Origin of the sequence: Philodulcilactobacillus myokonensis (genome assembly GCF_027923585.1) — a bacterium.
GTDB classification, from domain to species: domain Bacteria; phylum Bacillota; class Bacilli; order Lactobacillales; family Lactobacillaceae; genus Philodulcilactobacillus; species Philodulcilactobacillus myokonensis.
In genome coordinates this window covers 199,211-216,228 of sequence record NZ_BRPL01000004.1, presented here as the reverse complement: position 1 = coordinate 216,228, position 17,018 = coordinate 199,211, and the positions used below count along the sequence as shown (strand labels likewise).

Here is a 17,018-nt window from a genome sequence, read left to right as displayed (position 1 = left end):
ATGAATAAAAAGATATTTAATAGAAAAACATTCTACACTGTAGGAGCGGTTTTCCTATCATTTACATCATTAATTGGAATTAACGCAAGTGCTGCTAAAACGAATAACCGAATTAATACACATAAATTTAGAAGTGAGTTGTCTGCTAATAAATCTTTAGCTAATAGTTTAAAAAAACAAGGATACGTATACAGTATTAATCGGGGTGTCTCCTTAAGAAAGAATTCCTACCCATTTAAATACACTTATAGTAAAAAAGCCACCAATGCAGCGATTAACAATAAATATAAATTTAGGGTTAAAAATATTTGGCAGTATCGAAATGGTGTAGAAGTTAACTTAACTTCAAAGAGTAAGAAGTATAATACTTGGGTGAACTTCCCAACGGATTTATATTACAGTAAAAGCCGCAACAAAAATTTAAAGCCAGTTGTTAATTTTGCTAAACAAATCATTCTTCATCAAAAGAAGGATAATAAGCAAAATATCAATCAATTGACATTAATGAGCAAGAACATTAAATCATCCAAGGATCGTAAACTTGCACTTCAATTTGTGGGACAATTAAAACACTACCTAAATAAGAATGGAAAGGCTGAATTGCCATTTTTATTAATTGGTAATATGAATTAATTTAAAATTGAATATGCAAAAAGACAAATTGCTAGTATTGAGCTAGTAATTTGTCTTTTTTGATTCTCCATTAATTATAATTTAAGTATATAATAATATCATGATAAAAAATTAATTTTAGAGAGATGCAATTTAACATGACTAATGAAGCTGTTGACAAACATAAATTTGAAAAAATTAATGGTACACAAAATATCAATATTTTAAAGAAAACCAAAAGTGATAATCCTTGGTTTAATGGGATGCTAAATCATTATAACTTTAGAAAAGATTTAAATTATGGAATTAATTATAGTGATGAAAAGTCAATTGGAAAAGAAAAGATTAAATAGAAATTAATTATACGATTCAATTAATTCGATATTGATCAAACAAAAAATGCTTTGCAAAATTTGCAAAGCATTTTAATTTTAAATGGATTTTAGATTGATTATTTTTCAGTATTGCTAGATGAATTAGTTTTAACAGCGTCATCTTGAACTGAATGTCTAACACTATATGCAAAGTAAATGATGACACCAATTACGAACCAAACGATTGAGTATGTCTTTGCTTCAATATCCAATCCACAGAAGATTCCTAATGCACCTAGAAAACCTAGGAATGGAAAAACAGGGTAGAATGGTGCTTTGAATGAAGCTTCTGGAAGGGTCTTACCTTCACGTTTTCTAAGTGGGTAAAGACCAAGTGAAACGAACATGAATGCAATCAAAGTTCCAGCTGAAATCAATTCAGCTAAGAATGTGAATGGGAAGACGGCACCTAGTACAATGCCGACAATTGTGATAACCCAGATAGCAATGCTTGGAAGGTGACGTGTATTCAAATTTCCGACTTTTTTAGGTAGCATCCCATCACGTCCAAATGAGTAAATTAAACGTGATCCAGCCATCATCATGGCAATTAAAGCAGTGAACATCCCTAAAATAGCGACAGCTTGAACAACGGTCGCGGTAACGGTATGACCAATTTCACGTAGAGCCCAGCCGACTGGTTCCGAATTGTTAGCGTAAACGCTGTATTTGAACATCCCAACTAGAACTAGTGAAACAGCAATGTAGAATAGGGTTCCAATTACTAATGAACCGATAATTCCACGTGGCATCGTCTTTTGTGGATTTTTAGCTTCAGCAGAATTAGATGCAATTGAATCAAATCCAATGTATGCTAGGAAAATAGTTGACATTCCAGCATAAATACCGCCCCAACCACCAAAAGTGGTTCCATTAGCATTTGGATGTGATTTAGGGATAAACGGGAAATAATTGGAAGTTTTAATTGCGGTTGCACCAACGACAACGAAGGTGATGATTGCGAGTAATTTCAAAATAACGAGGGTATCAGTGATTTTAGAAGTACTTTTATCACCCCTGAATAGAACGAAAGCAACGATGGCAACTGCAGCAACAGCGACAATGTCGACAATGCCACCATTCGTTCCTAGTGGATTAGAAAGTGAATTTGGCAGGACTAACCCAATTGGTGAAACGAGTCCTCTTAAATTAGAAGATAGACCAGAAGCAACGAAAGCAACTGCAATCACGTATTCAGCAATCAGGGCCCAACCGACAATCCAGCCCCAGAATTTACCAAACACAACGCTGATCCATGAATAAGCTGAACCAGCAAATGGCAATGCAGAGGCCATCTCAGCATAGTTCATGGCTACTAGACCGGCAACCACGGCAGCTAAAATAAATGAAATGACAACTGATGGGCCGGTATATTCAGCTGCAACAATTCCTGGAAGTGTAAAAATAGCAGTTGATAAGATGGTTCCAAGCCCAAGTGCTAAGAAATCTTTGACGCCCATCGTTCGTTGCAAATTTTTATCCTTCTTTTGGTAGAAATGATAATCCACCTTTGTATTCATTTTGTCAAAAATATTTTTCATAAACCATTCTCCTTTAATTAATTACCAGCCAATCTGATCTAAATTAGCCGGGCTCTTTATTTTACCATCCTTTAATTCTTGCATGGCTTGTTCAATGATATTGAATGCTTGATCTAACTCTTCTTCTTTAATGACCAGTGGTGGTTGGAATCTTAAAATATTACCACGGACGGTAATCATTAAAGCACCAAGCTGGAAGATGCGGTAAATTAATCTGGTTGCATTTTTACTGTCAGGCTTTCCAGTTTTGGGATCAACAATATCAATTCCACCGTTTAATCCATATAATCGAACGTCACCGATAAAGTCGAATTTTTGTTCAAACTGTTTAAACTTATTCTCGGCAACTTTGCCTAAACGCTTGCTTCTTTCAACTAAGTGTTCATTTTCAATCACATCTAAAGTAGCGTTGGCAGCAGCGGTCGTAACTGGATTCCCAGCGGTGGTATAGACATTACCAGGGGCGTTTAACGATTCCATGATTTTCTTGCGGCCTAAAACGACGCTTAATGGTAATCCGGAGGCGACTGATTTACCGACCGCAACTAAGTCGGGTTGAATCTTTGGGAAACGTTGAATTGACCACATCTTACCGGTTCTTCCCATTCCTTGATTAATTTCATCAACGGCAAATAAAATGCCGTGATCTTTTGCAAATTTATAAACATGGTTCAAGTATCTTTCGGGTGCTTTACAAAAACCACCATCGCCTTGGATGGGTTCCACCATGATCAATGCCGTTTCATCTGCCGGTAAGTATGTTTCAAATGGTAATTTAAAGGCTTCAAACATTCGGTCCGAAAATTCATCTTCGCTCTCACCCTTATGACGATACCAAGAACTTGGGTATGGAACTTTCACAACGCCAGGTAATAGTGGGCCAATTTTTCTGGTCATATTTAAACTAACACCAGAAACGCTAATTGAACCGTAAGTTGAGCCATGATAAGCACCTGTAAAACTAACTATGTATTGTCTGCCAGTATATGCCCTTGCGAATTTAATGATGGCATCGTTAGCATCTGATCCGGAATTACCCCAGGCAACTTCAACGGGTCCTTCCATTGGCGCTAACTTAGCTAAACGGGGTGCTAATTTTGCTTCCGGTTCGGTGGCAAAATAGGCTGGCGTGTACTGAATTAGTTTGGTAGCCTGATCTTGAATTGCTTTGACAACGTGGGGATGAGCATGACCCGTGTTAGTTGAGGAAGCACTTGATAGTAGATCAATGTATTGGTGATTATCTTCATCTGTTAGGATTGCACCGTGCCCTTCCTTGATGACAATGTCAAAGTACTTAATTCGAGATGCTTTTGAAAAATGATCGCCTTCATTTTTTAACATTTCTTTGTTCTTATCTTCCATTATCATATCACTCCTTAATTTAATATTTTGATTATAAAAAAATAAACCTCACAGCTAAATCAATAACTGCGAGGCTCGTTTTCTAGAAAAGTTGATCCACACAGTTTTGTTGTTCTGCATGGATGATAGTTGGAATTAAATGCAATGCTTAAAATCCCTATCATCCGAATTATGATAAATTAATAAAAATAAAATCACAATTGAAATTAATAACGGTAAAATTAAGTTCTTAATTATAATAGGCATTGCACTCATTATTCTTAACTCCAATCTAATTGTTTTATAATCAATTCGTTATTTTAATTATATCTAAAATTCTATATATGTCAAATCTATCTTTGAATATTAAACGATTAAAATTAAAACTTTCTTGATGAAAAGAATTGTGTTATTATAATTAACAATTAATTAAAAAATAAAGTTTTGATGAGAAAAAGTAATTAATTTTAAAATTTAAAGCGAGTTCATGGTCGGTGTAAATGGATAATTTAAAATTAGTGAAAATGGTCTCTGAGCTTTCGTAAGTTAAGAGCTTATGACGGTAACACCCGATAACGTGCGAAGAAATCGATTCATGGTTTCTGAAAGGTAGATTATTTAATAATAATCTACAAAATTAAGGTGGCACAGCGAAGCATTCGCCCTTTTTATAAGGGTGGATGCTTTTTTATTTTTCTAATTAAGGAGTGAATTTAATTTGGCAAAGCAACATTTTTCAAAAGAATTAAAAAGTAAAAATTTAATTACAATGTCATTAGGTGGTGTAATTGGAACTGGTATTTTCATGAGCACTGGTTATTCTATTCAGACGGCCGGCCCGATTGGCACCATTATTGCATATACAATTGGATCAATCTTGGTCTGTATGGTCATGGCGTGTTTAGGCGAATTATCGGTCCATGAACCAGGGACCGGTGCCTTTCATACGTATGCTAGTAAATACATTAGTCCCGGCGTTGGTTTCGTTGTTGCTTGGATGTATTGGTTGACTTGGACGATTGCATTAGGCTCAGAATTTATTGCGCTCGCGACAATTGTGAAACAGTATCTGCCAAACGTTCCAATCTGGGTGTTAAGTTTAATTTTTGCAGTGGTAATTTTACTGTTGAACGTTATTAATATGGATTTGTTTTCCGGCAGTGAATTTTGGTTATCAATGATTAAAGTTCTAGCCCTAGCCATTTTTATGATAATTGGAGCTTTAATTATTTTTAAAATCATTCCGTTTCATAACATTAAATTTAAACCATACTTTGCACAGTTAGGAGCAAATGGAATTCTACCGAATGGAATTATGCCAGTCCTTTCCATTATTCTGTCAGCTAACTTTGCTTTTTCAGGAACCGAAATGATTGCCGTTGCCGCTGGCGAAAGTAAGAATCCAGAAAAAAGTGTTCCCCATGCGATTAAGGAAACACTTATCATTCTAATTGTTTTATTCATTGGAACAATTATCGCTTTAGGCGCCATTCTTCCACAAAGTTCATCTTCTTTAGCTCAAAGCCCGTTTGTTACGATTTTAGAAAAAATTAACATTCCACACGCTGCCGATATTATGAATATCATCTTATTTGTCACTATTTTTTCCGGTGCTAATTCTGGTGTCTATGCGGCTTCCAGAATGTTATGGTCATTGGCTGATCAGAAGACGTTACCTAAACGGCTGGCTAAACTTACCAAACATGGAATTCCGATTTATGGACTGACTTTAACGATTTTAGGTGGCTTGTTATCGCTGCTATCAAGCATCTATGCTCCGAATACCGTTTATCTTGGTTTAACAGCTTTATCGGCTTTCGCTGTCGTTGTCGTATGGCTAGCAATTGGCTGGTCAGAATTGAATTTTAGAAAACATTTCTTGAAAATGGGGCATCATCTTGATGAATTAAAATATAAAACACCGCTATATCCCGTTTTACCATGGTTAGTAATTATTATTTGTACGATTTCATTAGTTGGGATTGCATTTGATCCGAACCAACGAATTGCAATTATAATTGGGATTCCATTTTCAATTATCTGTTATGGTTATTATCAAATTGTTTATAAGAAGAAAGAGTGATATTGATGAGTGATTTTACAAAGTGGGCAAAACAACAAAAACATATCCTATTGGATAGTTCAATGGGTCTAGGATTAGGACAGCAAGGTTTCGATTTAAATAACTGTTTATGGACGGCAGCTGCTTTAGGAAAAAATATTGATTTAGTTGAAAATGTGCATCGAAAATATTTTGATAGTGGTTCAAACTTATCTAGTTTAGATACCTATCAGGCAAGTGTTCCAGGTTTATTGGATGCTGGATGCTCTAAGGAACAAGCCGTTAATTTACTGGAAAGATCCGTTAAAGCTGGGAAAGAAGGACGAAAAACTTCACAGGCTCCCCAAAGAAAATGGTTAGCTGCCGCAATTGGCTCCTATGGTGCTTACTTGGCAAATGGTGCTGAATACACTGGTGATTATGATTTAACTTCTAAACAATACCTCGATTTTCATCGTGATCGAATTGATACACTAATTAATGCTGGTGTCGACGTTGTGATGGTCAAAACAATGCCTAATTTCAAAGAAATTCAAACGGTTGTGAAATACTTAAATCACTACCATGTTCCAGTTACAGTAACATGTATACTTCAGGATGGCGAACACATTGCTGATGGGACACCCATTACCGTCGTCCAAGATTTCTTAGAACAACAACCATGTGTAATTGCCTATGGCGTTAATTGTGTGAAACCGGAATTAGTAACTCCCGTCATCAAAACGGTTAGTGCCCATCTTAATAATCATAAAGATTTAATGGTCTTTCCCAATTTGGGTGCTAAGTATAATCCGACAATTAAAAAATGGACCAGTAAGGGAATTAGTGAACATGATTTTAATCGATTAGCTAAACAGTGGATCCAATTAGGTGCTAAATACATTGGCGGTTGCTGTTGTATGACGACACAACGGACCCAATCTTTACACCGACTTTTAGTTGAAATTGATAATTAAAATCTTATTTGTGGAAGGGATGAATTTTGATGAGTAATTTTACAAAATGGGTAAAACAACAGAAACACGTTTTATTGGATAGTTCAATGTCCTTAGGATTGGAAGAACGCGGATTGAATTTAGACAGTCGTTTGTGGACGGCCGATGCGTTAAAGAAACATAGTAATTTAATTACTGATGTTCATAAATCATATTTTGATAGTGGTTCTAATTTAACGACCCTTGATACCTACCAGGCTAGCATTCCAGGATTGATCAAAGCGGGTTATTCAGAACAAGAAGCAGTTGAATTACTTAAAAAAGCAGTTGAGGTTGCTAAAAAAGGAAGGAAGCAATCCCAGACAAATCAGCCGAAATGGTTGGCTGCGGGCATTGGACCCTATGGAGCATATCTAGCGAATGGAGCTGAATACACTGGTGACTACGAGTTATCAGATAAACAGTATGTTGATTTTCATAAGGAAAGAATTCAAGTTTTAATTAATGCTGGAATTGATGTTTTAATGTTGGAAACCATGCCTAAATTTAAAGAAATCAAAGCAGTTGTTAATTACCTAGCAAATGCTAATATTCCAGTGATCGTATCGTGTTCACTATTAGATGCTAATCATATTTCGGATGGAACACCAATTATGGTAGTCCAAAATTTCTTGGAACAGAAACCGTATGTCATTGCTTATGGCATTAATTGCGTTGATCCTGAATTGGTAACACCAGCGCTAAAGAACTTAACCACTAACGTTAGTAATCATAAAGATTTAATTGTATTTCCAAACTTAGGAGCAGCGTATAATCCTAAGATTAAAAAGTGGACTGATGATGGCATTAGTGAACATGATTTTAATCATTTAGCTAAACAGTGGTTACGCCTCGGTGTGAAATATGTTGGCGGATGTTGTTGTATGTCAGAAAAAAGGACTCGGTCGTTAGGGCGTGTTTTGCAGCAAACTATTTAGGATATTTAAAAATAAATATCATCATTTATTTAATATTTATATGATATAATTATCTCCATTCATCCGGAATGGAGGTAATTTTTGATTAACATTATCATTAACGTGCTGTTGTGTGTTTCAGCATTTTTCTACATTTTTTATATTATCGAAACACTATTCTTTTTGGCTAATCCATTTCGTGTTGATCCAAAAACATTAAAGGTTAACAATGATTTTAAGAACAATTATGATCTATGGATTTTAATTCCAGCTTTGAACGAGGAACAAGTGATTGGCGCGACCATTGATAGATTAAAACGAGAACTAAATAATTTTAAAACAATAAACAAGATTCATCCCCATCTTTTAGTCGTTGATGATTGTTCCAGTGATCACACTTTACATGTTGCTTTGCAACACCATGCGATGGTCATTCAGACGTCAAATCAAAGTAAACATCAGGGCAAGGGTTCTGTTTTGAATACTGGGGTAAATTACATTGATCACCATTGTAATTTAGCTAGCCATAACATTATTGGCATCATTGATTCGGATGGTTGGATGCGGTTTGAAGATTTTTACCATATTTTAAAATTATATGATATTCATTATCATCACGTTAGTATGGTTCAATCTGCTGTGAAAATGATTAATGTTCATAACATGGTTGAAGCTGCCCAAGATTTTGAATTTTGTGGGTTGAACCGAAAGGCCCAAATCACCAGGAATAATTTTGGGGATGGGATTGCTTCAGGTAACGGCCAGTTTGTCACACTTGAAATGGCCAAAGATGTTAAATGGGGTAATTCGTTACTAGAAGATATGGAATTTACCATGCGGGGATTGCTTAAGGGCTATCACTGCTTCTTTACGGAGAAGGCACGCGTTAGACAGCTTGCAACTAAAACATTAAAACAGTATGTTCATCAGAGAATCCGTTGGTGTACCGGTGGATTTCAATGTCATAAGTATTTATGGCGGATCTACGCTAGTAAATACGTTAAAACTACTCAGAAATTTTTGTTGACCATCGATATTTACGTGCCCTTTATTTATATTTTAGTTAACTTAACGAATTTATTAGCATTTGGGGTTCAAATTAAATTATTAATTGTTCACCATATGCTTAGCTGGCCTTTTGTAGTTTTAATTTTAATCTGGTTACTTTTGGATATCTTAATTTCCTATGCTTACTATATGTCGATCAACCGTTATTTTCATGATAACGATCGTAATCGCCATCTGAGTATGGTTTTATCGTTGATTTACTCTTTTGCATTTTTCACCGTTAACTTGGTAACAAGTTTCATTCCGATTATCAGTTTGAAAAATGTCATCACTAATAATAATAAATGGGATAAAACAAATCATTCAAAGTGAGGGATTGAAATGAAAAAAATATTTTTAAGATTAATAGGCTGCTTGATTGTTTTAACAAGCTTTGGTTTAATATCTAATCATGCGGAAGTGATTGCAAGTAATACTGGAACAGTTCAGAAGACACCGGAATTTTCCCAGAATTTAAATCATAATGTAAAGATTGGTGACGAAATTAAAGACGCAAGTGGTAATGATGTGTCAAATCAATCACAATTGGATCGCTATCAAAATTATCATTTAATCTGGAATTGGCAATTGAATGATGCTTCTGACGTTAAATCAGGAGATACAATCTTATTTAAATTGCCTAATAATGTACAAGCTTTAAGTCGTGATCAATTTGATGTCTATAATAATCAGCATCAAACTGTTGGTAGCTTCACAATTAATCGTGGTTCTGATTATGGAATCCTTAAATTTAATAATCAATTGTTAAATCGACAAGTTGATCGACACGGTTCTATTAATTTAAATGTTAATGGTAAATATATTAACCAAACTAGCAAGAATTGGTTCATTAATAAAATTGGCTGGTGGCCAGATAATCAGCATCAACGAATCACTTGGAACGTTGCCTTTAACCCAAACTTACAGCATCTTAATCACATCGTTCTAAATGATACGATTGGTCCTAACCAATCATATATGTCCAATAGTGTTACTGCACAGTTAGGAAAGTGGGATGCGCATAACCATTTTGTTGCCAATGGTCAAACTACACCGGTTTCTGTTACAAATAATGGCTCTCATTTATTATTCCATTTTTCAAAACCAATTAATGACGGAGTAAATTTGACTTATCAAACCAATGCAAATGGTAATTCAAATGGCGGTACATATAATAATGAAGTTTCAATCGATGGTGATGGAATTCATGGTGAACCAAATACGTCAATAAATGCGACGATTTCATTTGGTGGGAATGGGACCGTTTTATCTAAACCAAGCTCAAATTCTAATCCCAATCCTAATCAAGATCATGATGGTCATCCTAATCAAAATTGTCATTCTAACTCTAAACATTATTTCAAAATTCATTATGCTTATCATATTGATGATAATGGATTAATAGATGCTGGTAATAATCAATATCAATGGCATTATGATCATTCTGGATATGGACAAATTAACTGGGATACACCATTTTCATGGTAATTAAATTTATTTAAAGTAACGAGTTGTTTTAAAAGCAACTCGTTTTTTATTAGTGATTTGATTTTTATTTGATAACGGCGTTATCACAAAAATATACATAACAGTGTTATTTTATTAAAGCAAAATTCAATGTTTCATTTATTTATTTTTTGCCAATTAAATAACACTGTTATCAATTAAACAAATAAGGAGGATATCATGAAAATATTAACAGTGAATAACTTAACGCAAACTTATAAAAATAAAGTTGCGGTCAATCATATTAATTTGTCGATTAATAAAGGAGATTTAGTTTCATTTCTTGGCCCCAATGGAGCTGGTAAATCAACAACGATGAGAATGCTGACGGGACTCACGAAACCAGCTTCGGGAAAGATTAGCTTATTAGGACTACACCCTGGTAACCGCAAGTATCGTCATGAAATTGGCATCACATTTCAAAGTAGTGTCTTAGATGGCGAACTGACGGTCAAACAAAATTTAAAATCAAGGTTAGGGATGTACCGAAACATTGATCTTAATTTTGTTCAGCATTTAATTCATAAATTCAATATTAAAAGTATTATGAATCAAAAGTATAAGACACTATCTGGTGGCCAAAAAAGAAGGGTAGATATTACAAGGAGCCTAATCAATAAACCACAAGTTTTATTCTTGGATGAACCATCAACCGGTCTTGATATTCAAACAAGGCGTGTGATTTGGAATGTTTTAAAGGATTTACGAAGGGAATATCAACTTACTATTATTCTAACCACCCATTACCTTGAAGAAACGGATCACGCGGATTACGTTTATATTATGAATAAAGGCTCAATCATTGCTAATGATACAGTTGATAATTTGAAGCATAAGTATGCTGGATACGTATTAAATGTCATTGTAGATAATGTAAAAGCAACTAAGTCCTTGATTGGTAATGAAAATCGGGTATCAGTTCATGGTAATAAAATGAAGATCGTGGTTACAAGCATGCAAGCTGGACTTCAGATTATTGATAATATCAAGACGCATATTAAAGATTTAGAATATCATCATGGTAATATGAATGATATTTTCTTAGCTTTAACTGGAAAGGACATTAAATAATGTTTAGTTTAACCAAACGAAATTTAACTTTATATTTTAAAAATCATGGAAGACTTTTATTCTCAATTCTAGGTGCGCTAATTGCATTTTTGCTTTATGTTATTTTTATTAAAAACACAATGCAGAATAGTTGGAAGATGGTTCCACATTCAACTAAGCTACTAGATCTTTGGTTAATGGCAGGGACATTAGCAATTACATCTATTACGACAACTAATATTGCACTAACTCAAATGGCGTACGATCGTGAATCATTAACGATTGAAGATTTAGAATTAACGGATTTATCCTATTTAGGAATTCAAGGAAGTTATTTGCTGAATTCAGTTTCAATTGGAACGATTATGCAATTAATTATGTTTACATTAATGGATGGATACTTTGCAATTGTTGATCATTTAAGCCTTAATTTAAATTTATTACCCAAATTATTATTGATGATGATTTTTAGCAGTATCGTGTGGACAACTTGTAACTTATTAATTCTTTCACTTGTGAAAAAGGTTGAATCGCTAGGGCTAATTAATACGATCGTTGGAACCGCTGCCGGATTCTTTGCTGGTGTTTACGTCCCAATGGGGGAAATGCCATCTGGTGCCCAGACTTTTATCAAATTTATTCCCGCATCTTACACAGCCGCTATTTATAGAAAATTGTTGATGCTAAAACAAATTGCATCTTCGTTTCATAAATTACCATTTAGTATTAAACGACATTTTGAAAATTATATGGCATTCAATTTACGTTGGCATTCTGATCTTAATATCCCAAAAATGTCATTGATCTTAATTGGATTTTCAATTTTGTTTATCATTATTTTTATTCCAATTTCAAGATTAATGAGATATTCAAAGAGCGAGTAAATATTTTTATTTTCTATTTAAATTTTTTATATACAAGTAAGTCAAATAAAAAATTACAAATAGGACAGAGATTCCAAATGCTAGAATTAATGTAGAAATGAAATCATCCCAAGAATCAAAATTTCCATGAATAATTCCTAAAATAAAGATTGGAATTAATGAAATTAAAAATATAAAAATAACATAGTGTAAAAAATGTAGTAATTTCTTCATGATTTTCACCTAAAATAATTTAGAAATTTATTTGATAATTTTCAATATCATAGCATTTCTAAAATTCATATACTAAAAAGATTCCCAAGATAAGATTTTATATCTTATCTTGGGAATCTTATTTCATCATTTTTATTCTGCTTTAACTTCATTCTTCTTCATATATTCCTTCATGGCATCGCAAAGGCGATCAATTCCCTTTTTGATGGTAGCGGAATCTGCATTGGAGAAGTTTAATCGAAATGTTCCTTGCTTAACTTTATTCGAATAGAAGGGTGCACCTGGAACGAATGCAACGTGGTGTTTAATACATTCTTTAAACAAATCGACTGTATTGACAGTTTCAGGAGCCTTAACCCATAGGAACATCCCACCTTCAGGATTACTATGGGTGGAACCTTCTGGTAAATTCTCATCCAGTTCTTTCATCATCGTTTCGGCACGTTTGTGATAAAGATCACAGATTTGTTTAACGTGTTTTGTGACATCATTTTCAGCTAAATACCTTGAAGCAATGTATTGTGATAGATTATCAGAATGTAAATCAGTGGATTGCTTCATCGGAATTAATTTCTTCATGAATGATGGGTCAGCAACCATCCAACCTAATCTCAAACCAGGAACTAAGAATTTTGAAAAACTGCTTAAATAAATGACATTTCCGGTATTATCGAAATGTTTAACTGGAAATTGTGCTTTACCAGAGTATCTAACCCGATTATAAGGGTCATCTTCTAAAATAACGACACCATTAGCAATTGCAAGCTTTTCCATTTCTTCTCTTCTAGCATTTGGGATGGTGTGGCCAGTTGGGTTTTGAAAATTCGGGATAGTATAAATTAGTTTAGTTTCTGGATGTTCTTTCAGTGCTTTTTTTAATAAATCCATTCGCATGCCATGTTCATCCATTTGGATGCCAACTAAATTGGCACCGTAAGTTCTTAAGATATCAAGTGTACATAAGTAAGTTGGCTCTTCAACCAAAACCGTATCGCCAGGATTGATTAATAACTTGCCAACTAAGTCAAGCGATTGTTCTGAACCAGTTGTGATGGCAACGTTATCAGCCGTACAATCAACGCCACGATCTCTTGTCATTTGTGCAACTTGTTCTCTTAATTTATCGTAACCAGCTGCCATTCCATATTGAAGGGCAGTTTTTCCGTCGTTATCAAAAACTTCGTCTGATGCTTTTTTAAGTTCTTTAACTGGAAATAAATCAGGTGATGGTAATCCGCCAGCTAGTGAAATCACTTTCGGATCAACTGCTGCTTCTAAAATACTTCCAAACCTAATTAAAAATATGAAGAGTAATATAAATATAAATGATTTAAATTATTCAATTCTTAGTTCAATGACTCCTGACAATTGTAAGTCGCTTTTTGACACATACTCAAAAACTGTTCAAAAGCAGTCATCAGATGCTGCATTCGAATTTACTGCTAAATTAGTTACACTGAGAATTACTAATGCAGTTTTGAATAAGTATAAGGGAAGCATTAGAGCTACTGTTCATCCTAAACATGGACAGTTTGGAATTCATCTTGTTAATTCTCATAGTAGAGTTTTCCCCTGGCAGGGTGTAGTTATTAAAAATAATTTTAACAAATTTTATACAACATCAACACAACAAGTTTGGAAAGAAGCAAAGTATGAAGTTTTCGATAAGGATTCAGGAGACTTTCTATATTATGCCGACAAAAATACTAAAATAGGTGATGATTTATTATGAGCGTAGCGAGAAGTTATAAAAAAGTAATTAGTTTGTTAATGTGTTCCCAGGCAGTTTATTTATCAGCAATGAGTGTTGATATGACAATTACTGCCTTAGTTGGAACTGAATTGGCACCTAGCAAGATTTATGCCACCGTTCCAATGGTACTAATATCGATTTTGAGTGTTATTGTTGCACCACAAGTTCCCAAAGTAGCAACTAAAATTGGAATCAAAGCTTTATTTATTATCGGTGGTTTGATTGCTGCTTTAGGCGGAACATCTTCTTGGTATAGTGTTACATCCCATTCATTTATCTTCCTTTGTATTGGAACATCCTGTGTTGGGATTTATCAAGCAATCGCAAATTACTATCGATACGTTGCATCCGACGTTTCACATGGAAAAGAAGTTCGCAGTATTTCACTGATTTTATCAGCCGGAGTGGTTGCTGCAATTGTCGGACCCGCTCTTGCAACGTGGACTAGTCAAATTATGATGCCGGTTTACGCTGGTGCTTATCTATTAGTTGGTTTCTTAGGGCTTTGTGCAATGTTTATTAATAGCTTTTTGCCTGGTCATGCAATTAATCAGACCCTTGATGGTTCATCAAACGATGAAGATAGTTCACAAGCATCAGTTCACGTTAGTTTTGGTTCACTTTTAAAACGAGCTTCATTTAGAAATGGCGGTTTGATTTGCCTTTGTAGTTGTTTTTCAATGGCATTGATCATGTCTGGTGCAACAATTTTCATGCAGGATGTACTACAAAGTTCACCTGATCAACGAATGATGGGAATGCAATTACATATGATTGGAATGTATTTACCAGTTATCATGTTACTTTTTGTCGCTAAATACCTTTCGACCAAAGTTCAAATCTTGATTGCTTTAGTAATTGGAATCATTGCAACATTAGTCAGTGTATTTAATATCACTAACATGACAGTCATGTTGACCCTACTTTTGATTGGAGTTTTCTGGAGCTTTAGTTATGCATCCGGAAGTGCACTCCTAACCAAATCTTATGCTTCTGAAGAAAGACAATCAGCACGTGGAAAGGGTGAATTGTTCCCCGTTTTAGGACTTGCACTTGGTAGTCTTTTGGCTGGTCCGTTTAACCAGTGGATCACATGGACTACTCAAATGGAATTCGTTTTAGTTTTCATTTTGCTAGTCATCGTGTTGATTGCAGTTGATTGGAAGAAAATATAAAAAATAAATCCCTCAAATTAGATGTAAAAATCTGATTTGAAGGATTTTTTTGATGGTTTAATTATGAATGTATTTATTATTTTGAAACTTAGTTGGTTTCAATATGATTACAAGTGAAATTAACTCAATGATGATTCCAATTAAATCAATCACTAGTATAAATTTATGTTCATTGACATTTTCATAATAATTAGCGTATTTAGATGCTTTTTGAATTAAAGTATCTCCTAAAAATGGGGTAGCAAAATACCATAAGCCTGAAATACCAACATCATGATATCTACGAACGGTGATTGATATTCCTGGGATGAAATTAATAATCTCCCAAATAGATAATGGAATCATAACAGTATCCAGAAAAAGTGTATGAAATTCAGCAGCTATAAATAATGTTGTGATAAAAATAGCAAGGAATGTAATAAGATCCCATAAAATGACCCACCAAAATTCTGACCGACTGCTGTTTCCCTTAAAATTAAAATAATTTAACCAATATAGTTTGTACGCTTCTAAAAATCCAATCTTTTTATTCTTAATCTAAAATTCCTCCAAAATCATTTAATTATTTGTTTAAATAATGTCGAATAACAAAAAATGTAATTAATCCAATAATTAAAATGAATACCATAAAAGTAGTCCATATTGATAGTGAAATCATTCTATAAGGAAGTGTGTTGATAACACCACTTCCATCCATTCTTCGTATCCATAAAAATAGGGCAACAATAATGTAAATAACAATCCAAAAAATAAATCCAATTGTTGAAAAAACATTAAAAGATGTCTTCAATTAATATCTAGTCCTTTCAATATGTATTAATTTAAAATTAACATAGAAAATTTAAACGAGCAAATTGATAAAAAATAAGTCCCTAAATTCTAGGGGCTTATTTCTTATTAATATGAAGATGATACTATTTCTTATTTGCCTTATTATTTTGAGTAATATAATCATTCATACTATCTTCAGCCGTTTTTAGCGAACTGTTGATATTGGAATCATCCTTAATTTGCTGCATCGCAGTTTGACTCAGGATTCTTTCCTTTAGGACCCCTTCAAAGAACAATCCGGAGTTAGAATAGTTCGGAATGGTGCGTTTCAGTTGCTCGGTCGGGACCTGAGCTTCCGGCTGCTTCTTATATAAATTCTTCAAGGTGGATGTACGATTGGAGTTCTTATTAATTGCCATGTACCCAGTTGCTTTTTGCCATTTGGCCTGGTTTTCAGCATTTGATAAGTACTTGATGAACTGCCAGGCGCCTTCTTGAACATTTTTCGGCTGATTCTTTTCAATCCAAAGGGATGCACCACCAATTGCAACGCCATTTGCCTTTTGACCATCGGCATGTGGATAGTAGGTAATCCCTAATTTATCCTTCGTCCCAGCGATTAATTGACTAATGTATGCTGATGATTCAAGGAACATCCCCAGTTTATTAGATAGAAAGGCGGCAATTTCATTTGAAACGGTGGTGCTTCCAGAACCAAAGTCAATTGAATCCTTTTTGTTCTCCTGGAGTCATTTCCATTTCCTTGATTCTTATATATATATCAAAATATTTTAA

The 17,018-nt window shown here is 34.2% G+C and carries 17 protein-coding genes and 1 other annotated feature; of the genes, 11 read left to right on the top strand and 6 right to left on the bottom strand.

Annotation, left to right across the window (positions count from 1 at the left end):
• Both WR164_RS08290 and WR164_RS08285 read left to right on the top strand, forming a co-directional pair.
• Complete coding sequence (locus WR164_RS08290; RefSeq protein ID WP_286137147.1) at positions 1–633, top strand: hypothetical protein; 633 nt, start codon at positions 1–3, stop codon at positions 631–633.
• Between the two features lie 137 nt (positions 634–770).
• On the top strand, positions 771–965 hold the full coding sequence (locus WR164_RS08285; RefSeq protein ID WP_286137146.1) for a hypothetical protein: 195 nt from the start codon (positions 771–773) through the stop codon (positions 963–965).
• 98 nt (positions 966–1,063) lie between these two features.
• On the opposite strand, the gene WR164_RS08280 is transcribed toward WR164_RS08285, so the two are convergent.
• Positions 1,064–2,527: an APC family permease gene (locus WR164_RS08280; RefSeq protein ID WP_286137145.1), complete on the bottom strand. Its 1,464-nt coding sequence runs from the start codon at positions 2,525–2,527 to the stop codon at positions 1,064–1,066.
• A 21-nt stretch (positions 2,528–2,548) separates the two neighbouring features.
• Positions 2,549–3,892 (bottom strand): aspartate aminotransferase family protein, encoded by a 1,344-nt coding sequence (locus WR164_RS08275; RefSeq protein WP_286137144.1) that lies wholly within the window; start codon positions 3,890–3,892, stop codon positions 2,549–2,551.
• 414 nt (positions 3,893–4,306) lie between these two features.
• Positions 4,307–4,541 (top strand) — a binding site (T-box leader).
• 48 nt (positions 4,542–4,589) lie between these two features.
• Here WR164_RS08275 and WR164_RS08270 point away from each other — a divergent pair.
• The 7 genes from WR164_RS08270 to WR164_RS08240 all read left to right on the top strand — a co-directional run bounded on the left by WR164_RS08270 (position 4,590) and on the right by WR164_RS08240 (position 12,311).
• Positions 4,590–5,954 carry an amino acid permease gene (locus tag WR164_RS08270; RefSeq protein WP_286137143.1) on the top strand — a complete coding sequence of 455 codons (1,365 nt, stop codon included), beginning with the start codon at positions 4,590–4,592 and terminating at the stop codon, positions 5,952–5,954.
• Between the two features lie 5 nt (positions 5,955–5,959).
• A complete protein-coding gene (gene mmuM / locus WR164_RS08265; RefSeq protein ID WP_286137141.1) occupies positions 5,960–6,889 on the top strand; it encodes a homocysteine S-methyltransferase in 930 nt (309 codons plus the stop codon).
• Positions 6,890–6,918: 29 nt separating this feature from the next.
• On the top strand, positions 6,919–7,845 hold the full coding sequence (gene mmuM, locus WR164_RS08260) for a homocysteine S-methyltransferase (RefSeq protein ID WP_286137140.1): 927 nt from the start codon (positions 6,919–6,921) through the stop codon (positions 7,843–7,845).
• An 81-nt stretch (positions 7,846–7,926) separates the two neighbouring features.
• Complete coding sequence (locus WR164_RS08255) at positions 7,927–9,204, top strand: glycosyltransferase (protein WP_286137139.1); 1,278 nt, start codon at positions 7,927–7,929, stop codon at positions 9,202–9,204.
• 9 nt (positions 9,205–9,213) lie between these two features.
• Positions 9,214–10,359, top strand: coding sequence for a collagen binding domain-containing protein (locus WR164_RS08250; RefSeq protein ID WP_286137138.1), 1,146 nt, complete (start codon positions 9,214–9,216; stop codon positions 10,357–10,359).
• Between the two features lie 198 nt (positions 10,360–10,557).
• On the top strand, positions 10,558–11,448 hold the full coding sequence (locus tag WR164_RS08245) for an ABC transporter ATP-binding protein (protein WP_286137137.1): 891 nt from the start codon (positions 10,558–10,560) through the stop codon (positions 11,446–11,448).
• On the top strand, positions 11,448–12,311 hold the full coding sequence (locus WR164_RS08240; protein WP_286137136.1) for an ABC transporter permease: 864 nt from the start codon (positions 11,448–11,450) through the stop codon (positions 12,309–12,311). Before WR164_RS08245 ends, WR164_RS08240 begins: the two co-directional genes overlap by 1 nt.
• A 345-nt stretch (positions 12,312–12,656) precedes the next feature.
• Here WR164_RS08240 and WR164_RS08235 read toward each other — a convergent pair whose 3' ends face one another.
• Entirely contained in the window at positions 12,657–13,778 is a 1,122-nt protein-coding gene (locus WR164_RS08235) for an aminotransferase-like domain-containing protein (RefSeq protein WP_286137135.1), read from the bottom strand.
• A gap of 49 nt (positions 13,779–13,827) precedes the next feature.
• Between WR164_RS08235 and WR164_RS08230 the strand changes: the two genes are divergently transcribed.
• Complete coding sequence (locus WR164_RS08230; protein WP_286137134.1) at positions 13,828–14,256, top strand: L-tyrosine/L-tryptophan isonitrile synthase family protein; 429 nt, start codon at positions 13,828–13,830, stop codon at positions 14,254–14,256.
• The gene (locus tag WR164_RS08225; RefSeq protein WP_286137132.1) at positions 14,253–15,452 is read left to right on the top strand and encodes an MFS transporter; all 1,200 of its coding nucleotides are present in this window, start codon (positions 14,253–14,255) and stop codon (positions 15,450–15,452) included. Before WR164_RS08230 ends, WR164_RS08225 begins: the two co-directional genes overlap by 4 nt.
• Positions 15,453–15,509: 57 nt before the next feature.
• On the opposite strand, the gene WR164_RS08220 is transcribed toward WR164_RS08225, so the two are convergent.
• The 3 genes from WR164_RS08220 to WR164_RS08215 form a co-directional block, all read right to left on the bottom strand.
• A complete protein-coding gene (locus WR164_RS08220) occupies positions 15,510–15,974 on the bottom strand; it encodes a DUF805 domain-containing protein (protein ID WP_286137179.1) in 465 nt (154 codons plus the stop codon).
• Between the two features lie 40 nt (positions 15,975–16,014).
• A complete protein-coding gene (locus WR164_RS08425) occupies positions 16,015–16,242 on the bottom strand; it encodes a DUF3923 family protein (protein WP_373876928.1) in 228 nt (75 codons plus the stop codon).
• A 124-nt stretch (positions 16,243–16,366) separates the two neighbouring features.
• The gene (locus WR164_RS08215; protein ID WP_286137178.1) at positions 16,367–16,909 is read right to left on the bottom strand and encodes an extracellular solute-binding protein; all 543 of its coding nucleotides are present in this window, start codon (positions 16,907–16,909) and stop codon (positions 16,367–16,369) included.
• Between the last annotated feature and the right edge of the window lie 109 nt (positions 16,910–17,018).